Origin of the sequence: Streptomyces cyaneofuscatus, from assembly GCF_000718135.1 — a bacterium.
Lineage (GTDB): Bacteria > Actinomycetota > Actinomycetes > Streptomycetales > Streptomycetaceae > Streptomyces > Streptomyces cyaneofuscatus.
The window spans coordinates 74,196-89,086 of record NZ_JOEM01000001.1 but is presented as its reverse complement, the minus strand read 5'-3'; the positions used below and the strand labels follow the sequence as shown (position 1 = coordinate 89,086).

Here is a 14,891-nt window from a genome sequence, read left to right as displayed (position 1 = left end):
AGCCCTGCCGTGGACATCACCCGGTCCTCGCCTGCGCCGATGCGCGTGGTGACCGCACCGCCCGAAGCCCCGGACCTCACCGTCCTGCCCGCCGCCGTTCCCCTGCCGGAGCCGCTGGAAACCGTTCTGCCGGCGACCGTCCCGCTGCCGGAGCCGCCGGAGATCGTCCTGCCGGCCGTCGGCCCGCTGCCGGGGCCGCCGGAAGCCGCCGCGCCCGGCCCCGTCCCGCTCAGCGCTCCGCCGCCCGCCGACGGCCGTGGCCTCCTCCGCGACCTCCTCGCCCTCGTGCGCCCCGGCCAGTGGGTGAAGAACCTCGCGGTGGTGCCGCTGGCCCTCCTGGACGTCCGGCCCTGGCACCTCGGCGCGTTCTGGCAGATCGGGTGGGCCGTGCTCGGCTTCACCCTGGCCTCCGCCCTCGTCTACGTCGTCAACGACCTCGCCGACCGCGAGCGGGACCGGCTGCACCCGGTCAAGCGGAACCGCCCGATCGCCTCCGGCCGGGTCTCCACCACCGCGGCCACCGTCCTGGCCGGCCTCATCGCCGCCTCGCTCACCTGCTGGGCGGTGGCCGGGCCCGCCTGGCAGTGGTGGCCCACCGCGCTCTACCTCGCGCTCTCCGTCGCGTACAGCCAGGGCCTCAAACACGTACCGCTGGTGGACGCGTTCATCGTGGCGAGCGGGTTCGTCCTGCGGCTCGTCCAGGGCGCGCTCCTGGTGGGCGGCCGGATCTCCGAATGGCTCGCGCTCTGCGTCTTCGCGCTCTGCCTGATGCTGGCCCTCGGCAAACGGCGGCACGAGATGACGGCGGCCGGCCGCGCCCACCGTCCCGCTCTGCGCGGCTACACGCTCGCCTTCCTGGACCACCTCGTCGTCCTGGTCGCCGTGCTGACGGCCGTCTCCTACGTGCTCTACCTCCGCGACGACGCCGCCCTGGCCGCCGGAGCCTCCTTCGTCACCCTGCTCTCCGCCCCCTGCGCGGTCTTCGGGCTGGCCCGCTATCTGCAACTCCTCCTGGTGGAGGAGGGCGGCGCCAACCCGGTCCATGTCCTCTTCCGGGACCGCGCGACGCTCGTCAACGCGACGCTGTGGGCCGTGCTCGTCTCCGTAGCCCTCCTCCTCTCCCGACTGTGACCGGCCCGACCATGACCGTCTCCCCCTCCGACCCGTCCGAAGGTGCGGCCCCATGAACCAGAAGAAGACACCGTTCGTCTCCGTCGTCATCCCCAACTACAACTACGGCCGGGCCCTGGAGCTCTGCCTGCGCGCCGCACTCGCCCAGACCTACGCCCCCATGGAGGTGCTGCTGATCGACGACTGCTCCACCGACGACTCCGTCGCCGTCGCCGAGGCGTGCGGGGTGCGGGTGATCTCCACCGGGGTCAACAGCGGGGTCGCCACCACCCGCAACACCGGGGCCGCCCACGCACGCGGAGACATCGTCGTCTTCGTCGACTCGGACGTGGCGATGGAACCGGACGCCGTCGCCAACGCCGTCGCCCTGCTCTCCTCCGACCCGAAGATCGGCGCCGTCTGCGGTACGTACGACGCCGAACCCCTCATCAGGGACAGCCTGATCGAGGAGTACCGCTGCCTCCACCAGTACTACTGGCTCGCCGAGACGGAAGGCCGCATCGGCACCCTGCATACCGCGATCTGCGCCATGCCCGCCGACGTCTTCGCCGAGATCGGGCCCTTCAACCCCCGGCTGCGCCACACCGAGGACGGCGACTACGCGGCCAGGATCTGCCGGAGCTACGAGGTCCACAGCTCCACCACCGTGCGCGGGCGCCACGACCACGACGACACCTGGCGTGTCGTGCTCCGCAAGGTCTTCCACCGCACCCGGCTGCACATCCCGCTGTACGTGCGCCGGGGCGACCTCCCCGGCGGCATCGCCACCGGCCCCCGCGCGGGCGCCAGCGTCGCGGCCCTGCTCGCCGTGCTGACCCTGCCGCTGGGCTTCGCCGCCGCGCCCTGGCTGCTGCTTCCCGCCGCCCTGCTCGCCTTCGCCCTGCTGGCCGACACCGCCCTCTACCGCTTCGTCCTGCGCCGCCGGGGCCCCCTCTTCACGGCCTACTTCGCCTTCGTGCACTCGGTGGTCAACGCGGTCATCGCGGCGGGCGCGGGCGTCGGCGTCCTCCAGTGGCTCGCCTCCCGGCGCTTCCGCGGGCTCTACGAGCCGGGGGAGCACCTCACCGCCGTACGGGCCACGACGTGACCCGGACTGCCGTCCTGGACGCCCCTGAGGCCACGCGCGACGCCCCCAGGGTGTGGCCCGGCCGCCTCCTGCTCGCCGTCGCCCTCCTCTGGGCGCTGTTCGTCGCGGCGCGCGCGGTCCTCAGCGGCCGGTGGTGGGGCTGGAACGGCATCGGCCTGGCCCCGCCGGTCGCCCATCTGCTGGTCCCGCTCGCCCTGTTGATCCCCGCCGCGCTGATCCGGCGGGGCAGACGCCTCGCCGTGGGCGTCGTCCTGGCCTCGCTGCTCCTCGGCTCCTGGCAGACGGGACTGCATCCCGGGGCGCTGCTGCGCGGGCAGCCGGCCGTACCCGCCGACGCCCTCAAGGTGGTCAACTGGAACACCTTCTTCTGGGACGAGGACAGCGACACCGACGACTTCTACGCCTATCTGAAGAGCCACTCCGCCGATGTCTACCTCCTTCAGGAGTACCAGAACCGCCGGGGACACGAACCCGCGCCCATCGACGACCTCGCCAGGCTCCGGGCCGAGTTCCCCGGCTACCACCTCGCCACCGAGGGGGAGTTCCTCACCCTGTCGCGCTACCCCATCACCGCCGTAAGGGCGTTGCGGCCGTCAGGGCTCTCCCCGCCGGACACCTCCTGGGCCGACTACTGGAACATCCGCGTCCTGCGCACGGACATCGATGTGGACGGCCGGACGCTCTCCCTCTACAACACCCACCTGCCCGACCTGCTGAACGTCGACCGCAACCCCCTCACCCCCGTCTACCACCGCTCGGTGAAGCAGCTCTCCGACCGGCGGGACATCCACTTCCGGGCCCTGCGCGAGGACCTGGACGCCAACGAGCACCCCGTGGTCCTCGCGGGAGATCTCAACGTGCTGCCCGGCACCGGGGACCTGCGCTGGTTCGACGGGCTCCGGGACACCGCCGAGCTCGCGGGCCCGGTCCACCCGGCCACCTTCCCGGTCCGGGGGCCGGCGCTCTGGCGGCTGGACTGGGCGTTCGTCTCGCCCTCCGTCCAGCTGCACCGGCAGTCCGTCGAGGACCCGCCCGCCGAGCACTCCACCCACAAGCTGATCGACCTCCGCCTCTCCCTGCCCACCGAGAAGGACCGGCCATGACCAGGCGCGCCGCGCCCCCGCCCCGCTTCGACGTGGCGATCGTCCTCACCTACTACCTCCCCTACACCAGCGGCCTCACCGAGGTCGCCCGCACGGTCGCCGAGGGGCTGGCCGCCCGGGGCCGCCGGGTCGCCGTCGTCGCCTCCCGCCACGACCCCGCCCATCCCGCGCGGGAGACCGTCAACGGCGTCGAGGTGTTCCGCGCCCCGGTGGCGGCCCGGATCGGACGCGGAGTGCTCAGCCCCGGGTTCGCCCCGCTCGCCGGGCGCGTCGCCCGTGCCTCCCGGGTGGTCAACATCCATCTGCCGATGCTGGAGGCCGGGGCCGTCGCCCGGCTCGCCGGGGACACCCCCGTGGTGAGCACCCACCACGACGACGTCTGGCTGCCGCCCGGCCGGTTCGCCCCGCTCCAGGTGAAGGTCGTCGACGCCTCGGTGGGCGCGGCCCTGCGCCGCTCGGCCGCCGTCGTCGTCAACAACGTGGACCACGCGCAGCACTCGCGCCACTGGCCCCTCATGCGCGAGCGCAGGCTCCTGGCCATCTCCCCGCCCTGCCGTCGGCGCGAACCCGCCCCCGCCACGTTCCGCGAGACAGCCGGCCCCCACTTCGGCTTCCTCGGCCGGATCGCCCACGAGAAGGGCCTGCACCACCTGGTGGACGCCTTCCGCACGCTCCCCGACCCCGAGGCCCGGCTGCTCATCGCGGGGGACTACTCCAAGGTGGCGGGCGGCAGCGTCGTCGGGGCGCTGCGCACCCGGGCCGGCGGCGACACCCGGATCCGCTTCACCGGCTTCCTCGACGACGCCCGGGTCCCGGAGTTCTACGCCTCGCTGGACGCCTTCGCCCTGCCGTCCGTGGCCGAGGAGTCCTTCGGCATCTCCCAGGCCGAGGCCATGATGCTCGGTGTCCCCTCCGTCGCCAGTGACGCCCCCGGCATGCGGGTGCCCGTCTCCGAGACCGGCTTCGGGCGCCTCTTCCCGCCCGGCGACGCCCACGCCCTGGCCGCCGCCCTGACGGAGGCCGCCGCGTTCCCGCCCGAGCGGCGCGCGGAGGGGGCGCGCGCGACGAGTGCCCGGTACGGGACGGACGCCTGCCTCGACGCGTACGACGCCCTCTTCCGGGAGACCGGGGCCGCTCGCGGGGGCACGGCGTGACCGGGGGGCCGGTGCTGTGGGCCGCCGTGGCCTGGGCGGCCTTCCTCGCCGCCCACCTGGCCCTCAACGGCCGCTGGTGGCTGTGGCTGCTGCCCTCGCTGCTCCCGCCGCCCCTGTTCGCCGTGGTCCCCGCCGCCGTGCTGGTGCTCGCCTGCGCGGTGGGGGACGTGGCCGCCGGGGCGGTGGCGGGGACCGCGCTGCTGATCGGGGCCCGCCAGTGCGGCCTGGTGCCCGGCGCACTCGTCCGCCGGCCGGCCCTGCCGCCCGAGGAGGGCACCGTACGCGTCGTGGCGTGGAACACCCAGCACTGGTGCCAGTCCACCGACCCCGACCCGTTCTACGCCTTCCTGCGTGAGCTGGACGCCGACGTCTACCTCCTCCAGGAGTACCACCACGACGAGTTCGACGGCACCTACCGCCTGATCGACGACGAACGGCGGCTGCGCGCCACGTTCCCCGGCCACCGGGTCGTCATCGCCCGGGGGCTGATCACCCTCTCCCGGCTGCCGGTGGCCGCCGTCGTGGAGACCGCCGCCCGCCGGACCCTGCGGGTGGACCTGGAACTGCCCGGCGGCCGGGGGCGGCTGGCCACCTTCAACGTCCACATCCCGGTGCAGCTGCGGCTCATCAGCCCGCTGCGCGCCGACTTCTACCGCGCGGTGCGTACCCGGGCCGGGGACCGGGCACGCGAGTACGCCGGACTTGCCCGCGATGTGGCAGGCTGCACCCACCCCGCCCTGATCGCGGGGGACTTCAACACCACGGCGGCGATCGGTGACGCCCGGCGGATCGCCCGGCTGGGCGCCGACGCCGTACCCCTGACCGGCCGGCTCTGCCCCACCTCCTGGCAGCCACGCCCCGGCATGCGCTGGTGGCGCCTGGACTGGGTGCTCACGACCCCCGGTGCCCGGGTGCACAGCTACCGCTTCCGCGACCCGCGCGGACTCTCCGACCACAGCGTCCAGGAGGTGACCGTGTCCCTCACCGGACCGGACTCCCGGACGTCCGCAGACATCCGTCCCCGACACCGCAGCGAAGGAATCTGACCATGCGCTACCGCTATCTCGGAAAGACCGGCCTCAGGGTCAGCGAACTCTGCCTGGGCGCCATGACGTTCGGCCGCGAGGCCGACGAGCGGACCAGCCACGCCCTGCTGGACCGCTTCACGGAGGCGGGCGGCACCTTCGTCGACACCGCCGACATCTACTCGGCCGGAGCCTCCGAGGAGATCCTCGGGCGCTGGCTGAAGGGGCAGCGCCGCGACGACGTCGTGGTCGCGACCAAGGTCCGGTACGGCACCGGGGAGGGCCCCAACGACCGGGGGCTGGGCCGCAACCACCTGATCGCCGGGGTGGAGGCGAGCCTGCGCCGCCTGGGCACCGACCACATCGACCTCTACCAGGTGCACGCCTGGGACCCGGGCACCCCGTTGGAGGAGACCCTCGCCACGCTGGACGCCCTCGTCACCTCCGGGAAGGTCCGCTACATCGGGGCGAGCAACTTCTCCGGCTGGCAGCTCCAGAAGGCGGTGGACCTCAGCCGGGCGCACGGCTGGGAGCCGTTCACCGCCCTCCAGCCGCTCTACAACCTGCTGGACCGCTCCGCCGAGTGGGAGCTGATGGAGGTCAGCCGCAACGAGGGCCTCGGCGTGATCCCGTGGAGCCCGCTGCGCGGCGGCTGGCTGAGCGGAGCGATCCGGCGCGGCACGACGGCACCGCCCTCCGGTACCCGGGTGGAGACCGCCGAGCGGCTCGGGTGGGGTGAGTCGTGGAGCGCGTACGAAGGCGATGCGCGGACCTGGCGGGTGCTGGACACCCTGCACGAGGTGTCCGGGCGCACCGGCCTCGCGGTGCCCGTCCTCGCCCTCGCCTGGCTGCTCGGCCGGCCGGGCGTGACGGCCCCGATCGTGGGCGCCCGCACCCTGGAGCAGCTGGAGACCAACCTGGGCGCCGCCGACCTGGACCTCGACCCGGCCGACGCGGAGCTGCTCACGGAGGCGAGCCGGCAGGTGCTCCCGTACCCGTACAGCGTCATCGAGACGGACCCGGAGCTGCGCTGACACGGGCCGGCCGGACCGGTGGCCCGAACAGTCGCCCTACCGGTGACGCGACCGTGATCCATAGGGGTGTTCGGCCGAGGTTCTGACCGGAAACAGCCGGTGGCCAGGGGGCAATCCCCCCGGGCCACCGGCTGTCGGCGTTCCTGCGTCCCTCCGTACGTGTCGGTACGTCGGTACGTCCCTCAGTCCACCGGCCGCTTCAGGCGGGCCACGAACTTGTACCGGTCGCCCCGGTACACCGATCGCACCCACTCCACGGGTTCGCCCTGGCCATCGATGGAATGGCGGGAGAGCATCAGCATCGGCAGCCCCACGTCCGTCCCCAGCAGACCGGCCTCGCGCGGGGTGGCGAGCGAGGTCTCGATGGTCTCCTCGGCCTCGGCGAGGCGGACGTCGTACACCTCGGCGAGCGCGGTGTAGAGCGAGGTGTACTTCACCAGCGAGCGGCGCAGCGCCGGGAAGCGTTTGGCCGAAAGATGCGTGGTCTCGATCGCCATCGGCTCGCCGCTGGCGAGGCGCAGCCGCTCGATGCGCAGCACGCGGCCGCCCGTCGAGATGTCCAGCAGCCCGGCGAGCGTGTCGTCCGCCGTGACATAGCCGATGTCGAGCAGCTGGGACGTCGGCTCCAGGCCCTGGGCGCGCATGTCCTCGGTGTACGAGGTCAGCTGGAGCGCCTGGGAGACCTTGGGCTTGGCGACGAACGTCCCCTTGCCCTGGATGCGTTCGAGCCGGCCCTCGACGACCAGCTCCTGAAGGGCCTGGCGCACGGTGGTGCGCGAGGTGTCGAACTCGGCCGCCAGGGTGCGCTCGGGCGGCACCGGGGTGCCGGGCGGCAAGGTATCGGTCATGTCGAGGAGATGCCGCTTGAGCCGGTAGTACTTCGGTACGCGCGCGGTGCGCGTACCGTTGCCGGTCTCGCTCCCCGAACTGCCCCCGTCGGCACCCATGGCCCGCCTCTCCGACGCTTGCGTTGCTGCCGTCACCGGCTCCTCCGTCTGTCGCGGCTCACATGGTGGCACGGTCCGGTCACGGGTCGTCGCCCTCCCTTAGGTGTCGGTCCTATAACGGACGCGAGTGCACTTCTTATACACCCTTGACACCCCTAAAGGTCTAGGCCAAGCTCCCGGTACTGGTCTAAACCATTAAAGACCAGGTCCAGCCCCAGCAGAACTCGTCGAATGTCTTCGCGGTGGGTGGGGTTGCAGCATCCCTGAGGAGGGTTTGACGTGAAGCGCAAGCTCATCGCGGCTATCGGTGTCGCGGGCATGTTGGTTTCGGTCGCGGCGTGTGGTTCCGACGACAAGGCATCGTCGCAGGACCCGAAGGACCGCAAGGAGACCCTGACCGTCTGGCTGATGGGCGAGGCCCAGTCGACCTGGCCCGAGCTGGTCAAGGACACCAACGCCGAGTTCAAGAAGAAGTACCCCGGCGTCACGGTCAAGGTTCAGTACCAGCAGTGGGCCGACAAGGTCAAGAAGCTTGACACCTCCCTCGGTGGCGACAAATTCCCGGACGTTGTCGAACTCGGCAACACCGAGACCATGCAGTACATCCTCAATGGTGCACTCGGGGAAATCGACCCCAAGAAGTACGAGAACTCGGACACCTGGATCAAGGGTCTGAAGGACACCTGCACCTTCGAGGGCAAGACGTACTGCGTTCCTTACTACGCCAGTGCCCGTCTGGCCGTCTACAACAAGGACATGCTGAAGGCCGGCACCGGCAGCGACGAGCTCCCGCAGACCGAGGACGAGTTCCTCAAGGCGATGGACAAGGTCTCCACCTCCCTCGCCAAGAAGGACAAGCGCGCCTCCTCGCTCTACTTCCCGGGCCGCTACTGGTACGCCGCGATGTCCTACGTCGCCGCCTACGGTGGCCAGATAGCCACCTACGACGAGGGCGCCAAGGAGTGGAAGGGCTCGCTCTCCTCCCCCGAGTCGCAGAAGGGCCTCGAGCACTTCGTCAACCTGGTCAAGAAGTACAACAAGGCCGACCAGACGAAGGACGAGCAGGACCACGCCAACGTCATGGCCAACGAGAAGGCCGCCGTGATCTACGGCCAGGCCTGGGAGGCCGGCAGCGTCACGGGTGGCGAGAACGGCAACCCGAAGCTCGAGGGCAAGATCGCCACGGCCGGTATCCCCGGCCCCGAGGGCAAGGCCCTCCCGTCCTTCATCGGCGGCTCGGACCTCGCGACGATCTCCAAGTCCAAGGTCCAGGACCTCGGCCAGGACTGGATCGCCCTCTTCACCAACGCCAAGGGCGGCGACGTCCTCGCGTCGAAGAACGTCCTCCCGAACAACGAGAAGCAGCTCGAGCCGCTGAAGACGAAGCCGGAGACCGCCGCCATCGCCAACGCGGTGCCGGACGCCTGGTTCACGCCGATCGCCCCGGGCTGGGCCTCCGTCGAGAAGGAGGAGATCCTGGAGAACGTCCTCCTGGAGATCCTCAAGGGTGCCTCCGTCGCCGACGCCTCCAAGAAGGCCGACGACAAGATCAACGCCCTGATCAACAAGAAGTCCTGACCTTCCGGTCGCCAGGCGGGGGCCCGGCATCGCTGCCGGGCCCCCGCCCTCTTCCCGCAAGTGAACGCCGTGAATTCCGGGGCCCGCCTCGGACCCGCGATGGAAGGTCAGCCACGTGTCTGCCGCTGATACCAAGGCCGTCGGGCCGCCGGTCCCCGTACCACCCGACCCGCAGCCGACCGGGAAGTCGTCCTCCGACGGCGATGCGCCCCGGGTACAGAAGAGGAAGCGGAAGAAGGGCGAACTCCTCCCCTACTTCCTGATCCTCCCGGCGATCGTGGCGATCGCCGCCGTCTACCTCTACCCGCTCGGCAAGACGGTCGTCATGTCCTTCCAGGACATGGGCCGACGTGAACTGTGGTCCGGAGAGCCCGCCCCCTGGGTGGGCTTCGAACAGTTCACCAACATCCTCGGCGACTCCGAGTTCTGGTGGGTCACCTTCCGCACGGTCGTCTTCATGGCCATCTGCGTGACGCTGACGATGGGCATCGGGCTGCTGGTCGCCCTGCTCATGCGCAAGCTCTCCACCTGGGTCCGGCTCGTCCTGACGGTGGCCCTGATCGCCGCCTGGTCGATGCCGCTGATGGTCGCCGCCTCGATCTTCCGGTTCATGGCCGACTCCGACTACGGGCTGATCAACACGCTGATCGCCAAGGTCGTCGGCGAGGACTGGCTCGGACACAACTGGTACCTCAACCCGATCCAGGGCTTCGGCATCATCACCCTGCTGGTCGTCTGGGGCGCCATCCCGTTCGTCGTCGTCACCCTGTACGCCGCCCTCACCCAGGTCCCCCAGGAACTGGAAGAGGCAGCGGCACTCGACGGCGCCAGCGCCTACGGCATCTACAAGTTCGTCACCTGGCCGGTCATCAAGCCGGTCTTCACCATGGTCGCCACCCTCTCGGTGATCTGGGACTTCAACGTCTTCGGCCAGATCTGGCTGCTGCGCGGCAACAAGCCCGAGCCGGAGTACGAGACCCTCGGCCTCTACTCCTACTCCAAGGCGTTCGAGTCCACCTCCTTCAGCCAGGGCACCGCGATCGCCCTCATCACGGTGGTGTTGCTGTCCGGCGTGGCCGTGTACTACCTGCGCCAGCTCATGAAGACGGGAGAGGTCGAATGAGCAGCACGACCAAAACACAGGCGCTGCGTCCGGACCGGAAGAAGAGCCGGCTCCACCTGGACATCCTCGGCCTCGGCATCGCCGTCGTCATGATCTTCCCGGTCTACTGGCTGGTCATCAGCTCCCTGCGGCCCAACCGCGAGATCCGCAGCTACAACCAGACGCTGTGGCCCACGTCGATCACCTTCGACAACTTCGCGCGCGCCGTCGACCAGCCGAACTTCACCACCGCCATCCAGTCCAGCCTGATCGTCGCCGTCACCGCGGTGGTCGGCGGCATGATCATCGCGACCCTGGCGGCCCTGGCGATCGGCCGGTTCCGCTTCTTCGGCCGCAAGCCGCTGCTCCTGATCATGATCCTGGTGCAGATGCTGCCGCCCACGGCGATGCTCATCCCGATCTACGCCCAGCTCAACGCCATGGGCGGGATCGACGAGTACTGGGGCCTGATCGTCGTCTACCTGGTCGCCACGCTGCCCTTCGCCACCATCATGATCCGCGGCTTCGTCGTGAACATCCCGGTGGAGCTGGAGGAGTCCGCGATGGTCGACGGCCTCACCCGCTTCGGGGCCTTCCGCAAGGTGGTCTTCCCGCTGCTCGCCCCCGGGCTCGCCGCCGCGTCGATCTTCGCCCTGGTGAACGCGTGGAACGAGTACCTCTTCGCGTACATCCTGATCAACGACAACTCCAAGTACACGCTCAACGTGTGGCTGATGACCTTCACCACCGAGCGTGGAACGGACTACGGCGCACTCATGGCGGCCTCCACCATGATCGCCCTGCCCGTCGTCATCTTCTTCATGATCATCCAGAAGAAGATGGCCGCAGGCCTCACCTCCGGCGCTGTGAAGGGATAGTGCGGGCCCATGACCACCCTCGTTTCCACCACGGACACCCTGACGCGCGACGCGCTCGCGGTGCTCCAGCCCGGATTCACCGGAACCACCGCACCGGACTGGCTGCTGCGCCGCGTCGGTGAAGGGCTCACCTCCGTCGGGCTGTTCGGCCGCAACATCGAGTCGCCCGAGCAGCTCGCCGCCCTCACCGCGCGGCTGCGCTCCGAGCGGGACGATGTCCTCGTCGCCATCGACGAGGAGGGCGGGGACGTGACCCGCCTGGAGGTCAGGGACGGCTCCTCGTTCCCGGGCAACTTCGCCCTCGGCTCCGTCGACGACACCGGCCTGACCCGGGCCGTCGCCCACGAGCTCGGCCGCCGGCTTGCCGTGTGCGGCGTCAACCTCAACTGGGCGCCGTCCGCGGACGTCAACTCCAACCCGGACAACCCGGTCATCGGCGTACGCTCCTTCGGCGCCGACACGGCGCTGGTGGCCCGGCACACCGCCGCGTACATCGAGGGGCTCCAGGCCGCCGGTGTCGCCGCCTGCACCAAGCACTTCCCCGGCCACGGCGACACCGCGGTCGACTCGCACCTGGCGACGCCCCGCATCGATGTGGATCTCGACACCCTGCACGCCCGTGAGCTGCTGCCTTTCCGGGCGGCCATCGCAGCGGGTTCCAAATCGGTGATGAGCGCGCATATCCTGCTTCCCGCACTCGACCCGGACCGCCCGGCCACCCTGAGTCCGCGGATCCTCACCGGTCTGCTCCGTCAGGAACTGGGCTACGACGGCCTGATCGTCACCGACGGCGTGGAGATGGAAGCCATCTCCAGGACCTACGGCATCGAGCGCGGATCGGTCCTCGCGATCGCCGCGGGCGCCGACGCGATCTGCGTCGGCGGCGGGCTGGCCGACGAGGAGACGGTGCTGCGTCTGCGCGACGCCCTGGTGGCGGCCGTGCACAGCGGAGACCTGGCCGAGGAGCGGCTCGCGGATGCGGCCGCCCGTGTACGAGCCCTCGCGTCCTGGACGCAGGGGGCCCGGGGGGACGTCCCGGAGCCGGGCGCGGAAGTGCAGGAGGGGACCGCGCCCGGCACCGGAGTCAGCTCCGACATCGGCCTGGTGGCCGCCCGCCGCGCGCTGAAGATCACCGGCACCGGCGACCGGCTGACCGAGCCGGGTTACGTCGCGGAGTTCTCCGCGGTGGCGAACATCGCGGTCGGCGACGAGACCCCCTGGGGCATCGCCGCCGGACTCACCCGGCTCCTGCCGGGCACGGAGTCGGGCCGGTACACCAGCGAGAGCGCCGACCCGGTGGCCGAGGCGGTCACGGCGGCGGGGGATCGGCGCATCGTCGCCGTCGTCCGCGACGAACACCGCCACGCCTGGATGGGCGCGGCGCTGGACGCCCTGCTGGCGGCCCGCCCGGACACGATCGTGGTCGAGATGGGCGTCCCGGAGTCCACCCCCCGGGGAGCGCTCCACATAGCCACCCACGGCGCGTCGAGGGTCTGCGGCCAGGCGGCGGCGGAAGCGGTGACTTCCAGCCCGTCCGGCGTCTGAGGGCGAGGCCGCAAGGCCGAAAATCGAGCCCGTCCGGCGATTGAGGACAAAGCCTCTCGCCGGACGGGCGGCACAACGGGAAGGGCCAGGACGCCTCACGGTGTCCTGGCCCTTCCCGCACGTACAGGCGTACGGCCTACAACCCCTGCCACGCCGGCTTAGCCGCATACGTGGCGCGGAAGTAGTCCGCCAGCTTCAGCTTCGACGCCGCCGCCTCGTCCACCACCACCGTCGCATGCGGATGCAGCTGCAGCGCCGAGGCCGGCACGATCGAGGCGACCGGCCCCTCCACGGTCTGGGCGACGGCCTCCGCCTTGCCCTCACCGGTGGCCAGCAGGATCGGGTGCCGGGCGTCCAGGATCGTCCCGATGCCCTGGGTGATCACGTGGTGCGGCACCTGGTCGATGTCGTCGTCGAAGAAGCGCGCGTTGTCCACCCGGGTCTGCTCGGTCAGCGTCTTGATCCGGGTGCGCGAGGCGAGCGACGAGCACGGCTCGTTGAAGCCGATGTGCCCGTCGGTGCCGATGCCGAGCAGCTGGAGGTCGACCCCGCCGGCCTCCGCCAGCGCCCGGTCGTACGCCTCACAGGCCGCCTGGACGTCCTCGGCCGAGCCGTCCGGGCCCATGAAGGACGCCTCGGAGAGCCCGAGCGGCTCGACGACCTCACGCAGGACCACGGAGCGGTACGACTCCGGGTGGCCCACGGGCAGCCCGACGTACTCGTCCAGCTGGCAGATCCGGGCGCGCGAGGCGTCGACGGCCCCGGCGGCGACCTTGGCCGCCAGCGCGCGGTAGATGGGCAGCGGGGTAGAGCCGGTGGCAACGCCGAGCAGGGCGTCGGGCTTGCGGCTGAGCAGGGAGGCGATGGCCTCCGCGATCAGTTCGCCGCCTGCCGTGGCGTCCGGGACGATGACAACTTCCACGCTGTGCCTGCCGATCTGATGAGTGGAACCCTGTGGTATAGACCAATCAAAGGCCCAATCTAGCAGAATCGGCCGTCTGTGCGGTGAACGGGCCACGGTTCGGTCCACCCGCGCCGCCCGCTGGCGGACCCCGCGTTTGCCTGGTCGACTTGTCCGGTACGACACCGCATCGGGAGGCACCCTTCATGTCAGCCACCCCTCCGCCCGGCCCCGACGACCAGCGCGATGTGCCCGGCCGCATCATGTCCGGCGAGATGGCCGAGCAGCCCGCGATGCTGCGGCGCATCCTCGACCAAGGCGCGCCCCGCATCCGCGAGGTGGCCGCCGAGATCGCCGCCAGGAAGCCCCGTTTCGTCCTGCTCACCGCGCGCGGCACCTCCGACAACGCGGCGCTCTACGCGAAGTACCTGCTGGAGATCCGGCTCGGCCTGCCCTGCGGCCTCGCCTCCATGTCCACCACGACGGCGTACGGGGCCAAGCCCGATCTGCGGGACGTCCTGGTCGTCACCGTCAGTCAGTCGGGCGGCTCACCGGACCTGGTGGCCTCCACGAGGGCCGCCCGGGAGGCCGGTGCGGTCACCCTCGCCGTCACCAACAACCCGGACTCCGCGCTCGCCGCCGTATCCGAGTTCCACATCGACATCCTGGCGGGCCCGGAGAAGGCGCTGCCGGCCACCAAGACGTACACGGCCTCCCTGCTCTCCCTGTACCTCTTCGTGGAGGGCCTGGCGGGCGTCGACGGTACGGAGGCGGCGTCGGCCCTGCCCGACCTGGCGGGCGCGATCCTGGGCCGCCGGGCCGAGGTCAAGGCGCTGGCCGCCCGCTACCGCTTCGCCGAGCGCATGGTGATCACCTCGCGCGGCTACGGCTACCCCACGGCCAAGGAAGCCGCCCTGAAGCTCATGGAGACCAGCTACATCCCCGCTCTCTCCTACTCGGGCGCCGACCTCCTGCACGGCCCGCTGGCGATGGTCGACAACATCTCCCCGGTGATCGCCGTGGTCACCGACGGCCGGGGCGGCGAGGCCCTCCAGCCGGTGCTGGACCGGCTGCGCGGACGTGGCGCGGACCTCTTTGTGGTCGGACCGAAGGCTCAGGTGGAAGCGGCGTCGGCGGGCTTCTCGCTGCCGACGTCGGGGGTGCCCGAGGAGTTGCAGCCGATCCTGGAGATCCTGCCGCTCCAGATGCTCGCGTACGAGGTCACCATCGCGCGGGGCCAGGACCCGGACTCGCCGCGCGCCCTGGCGAAGGTCACGGAGACCAGCTGAGAAGTGGACCGTACGGCCCGGAAACGTACGGCCCCGGAAACACCCGCGGGCCGCGGCGCCAGGGCGGGACCCTCAGCCCGCCCGGCACCGCAGCCCGGAGCTACCTGGCCGGCGGTG

The 14,891-nt window shown here is 71.0% G+C and carries 13 protein-coding genes; 11 read left to right on the top strand and 2 right to left on the bottom strand.

Annotated features, from left to right (window positions below):
* Positions 1 to 9: 9 nt before the first annotated feature.
* Genes IF17_RS0100425 through IF17_RS0100400 form a run of 6 tightly spaced genes read left to right on the top strand, consistent with a single transcriptional unit; the run spans position 10 to position 6,534 of the window.
* Positions 10 to 1,131 (top strand): UbiA prenyltransferase family protein, encoded by a 1,122-nt coding sequence (locus IF17_RS0100425; protein WP_030560978.1) that lies wholly within the window; start codon positions 10 to 12, stop codon positions 1,129 to 1,131.
* 52 nt (positions 1,132 to 1,183) lie between these two features.
* Complete coding sequence (locus tag IF17_RS0100420) at positions 1,184 to 2,218, top strand: glycosyltransferase family 2 protein (protein ID WP_030560977.1); 1,035 nt, start codon at positions 1,184 to 1,186, stop codon at positions 2,216 to 2,218.
* Positions 2,215 to 3,321 (top strand): endonuclease/exonuclease/phosphatase family protein, encoded by a 1,107-nt coding sequence (locus IF17_RS0100415; RefSeq protein WP_030560974.1) that lies wholly within the window; start codon positions 2,215 to 2,217, stop codon positions 3,319 to 3,321. The genes IF17_RS0100420 and IF17_RS0100415 overlap by 4 nt, the downstream gene beginning before the upstream one ends.
* Positions 3,318 to 4,475: a glycosyltransferase family 4 protein gene (locus IF17_RS0100410; RefSeq protein ID WP_030560972.1), complete on the top strand. Its 1,158-nt coding sequence runs from the start codon at positions 3,318 to 3,320 to the stop codon at positions 4,473 to 4,475. The genes IF17_RS0100415 and IF17_RS0100410 overlap by 4 nt, the downstream gene beginning before the upstream one ends.
* Entirely contained in the window at positions 4,472 to 5,521 is a 1,050-nt protein-coding gene (locus IF17_RS01000000136035; protein WP_106980138.1) for an endonuclease/exonuclease/phosphatase family protein, read from the top strand. The genes IF17_RS0100410 and IF17_RS01000000136035 overlap by 4 nt, the downstream gene beginning before the upstream one ends.
* A 2-nt stretch (positions 5,522 to 5,523) precedes the next feature.
* The gene (locus IF17_RS0100400) at positions 5,524 to 6,534 is read left to right on the top strand and encodes an aldo/keto reductase (protein WP_030560970.1); all 1,011 of its coding nucleotides are present in this window, start codon (positions 5,524 to 5,526) and stop codon (positions 6,532 to 6,534) included.
* Between the two features lie 182 nt (positions 6,535 to 6,716).
* Here the strand turns inward: IF17_RS0100400 and IF17_RS0100395 are convergent, their stop codons facing one another.
* Complete coding sequence (locus IF17_RS0100395; RefSeq protein WP_018510045.1) at positions 6,717 to 7,481, bottom strand: GntR family transcriptional regulator; 765 nt, start codon at positions 7,479 to 7,481, stop codon at positions 6,717 to 6,719.
* 279 nt (positions 7,482 to 7,760) lie between these two features.
* On the opposite strand from IF17_RS0100395, the gene IF17_RS0100390 reads away from it, so the two are divergent.
* The 4 genes from IF17_RS0100390 (at position 7,761) to IF17_RS0100375 (ending at position 12,584) form a co-directional block, all read left to right on the top strand.
* Positions 7,761 to 9,059 carry a sugar ABC transporter substrate-binding protein gene (locus IF17_RS0100390; protein WP_030560968.1) on the top strand — a complete coding sequence of 433 codons (1,299 nt, stop codon included), beginning with the start codon at positions 7,761 to 7,763 and terminating at the stop codon, positions 9,057 to 9,059.
* A 115-nt stretch (positions 9,060 to 9,174) separates the two neighbouring features.
* Positions 9,175 to 10,182 carry a carbohydrate ABC transporter permease gene (locus tag IF17_RS0100385; RefSeq protein ID WP_030560966.1) on the top strand — a complete coding sequence of 336 codons (1,008 nt, stop codon included), beginning with the start codon at positions 9,175 to 9,177 and terminating at the stop codon, positions 10,180 to 10,182.
* Complete coding sequence (locus tag IF17_RS0100380) at positions 10,179 to 11,039, top strand: carbohydrate ABC transporter permease (protein ID WP_030560964.1); 861 nt, start codon at positions 10,179 to 10,181, stop codon at positions 11,037 to 11,039. Before IF17_RS0100385 ends, IF17_RS0100380 begins: the two co-directional genes overlap by 4 nt.
* 9 nt (positions 11,040 to 11,048) lie before the next feature.
* Positions 11,049 to 12,584, top strand: a complete 1,536-nt coding sequence (locus IF17_RS0100375; protein WP_030560962.1) for a glycoside hydrolase family 3 protein — start codon at positions 11,049 to 11,051, stop codon at positions 12,582 to 12,584.
* A 136-nt stretch (positions 12,585 to 12,720) separates the two neighbouring features.
* On the opposite strand, the gene nagB is transcribed toward IF17_RS0100375, so the two are convergent.
* Positions 12,721 to 13,506: a glucosamine-6-phosphate deaminase gene (gene nagB, locus IF17_RS0100370; protein WP_030560960.1), complete on the bottom strand. Its 786-nt coding sequence runs from the start codon at positions 13,504 to 13,506 to the stop codon at positions 12,721 to 12,723.
* Positions 13,507 to 13,691: 185 nt separating this feature from the next.
* Between nagB and IF17_RS0100365 the strand changes: the two genes are divergently transcribed.
* Positions 13,692 to 14,774, top strand: coding sequence for an SIS domain-containing protein (locus IF17_RS0100365; protein WP_030560958.1), 1,083 nt, complete (start codon positions 13,692 to 13,694; stop codon positions 14,772 to 14,774).
* The last annotated feature ends 117 nt before the right edge of the window (positions 14,775 to 14,891 follow it).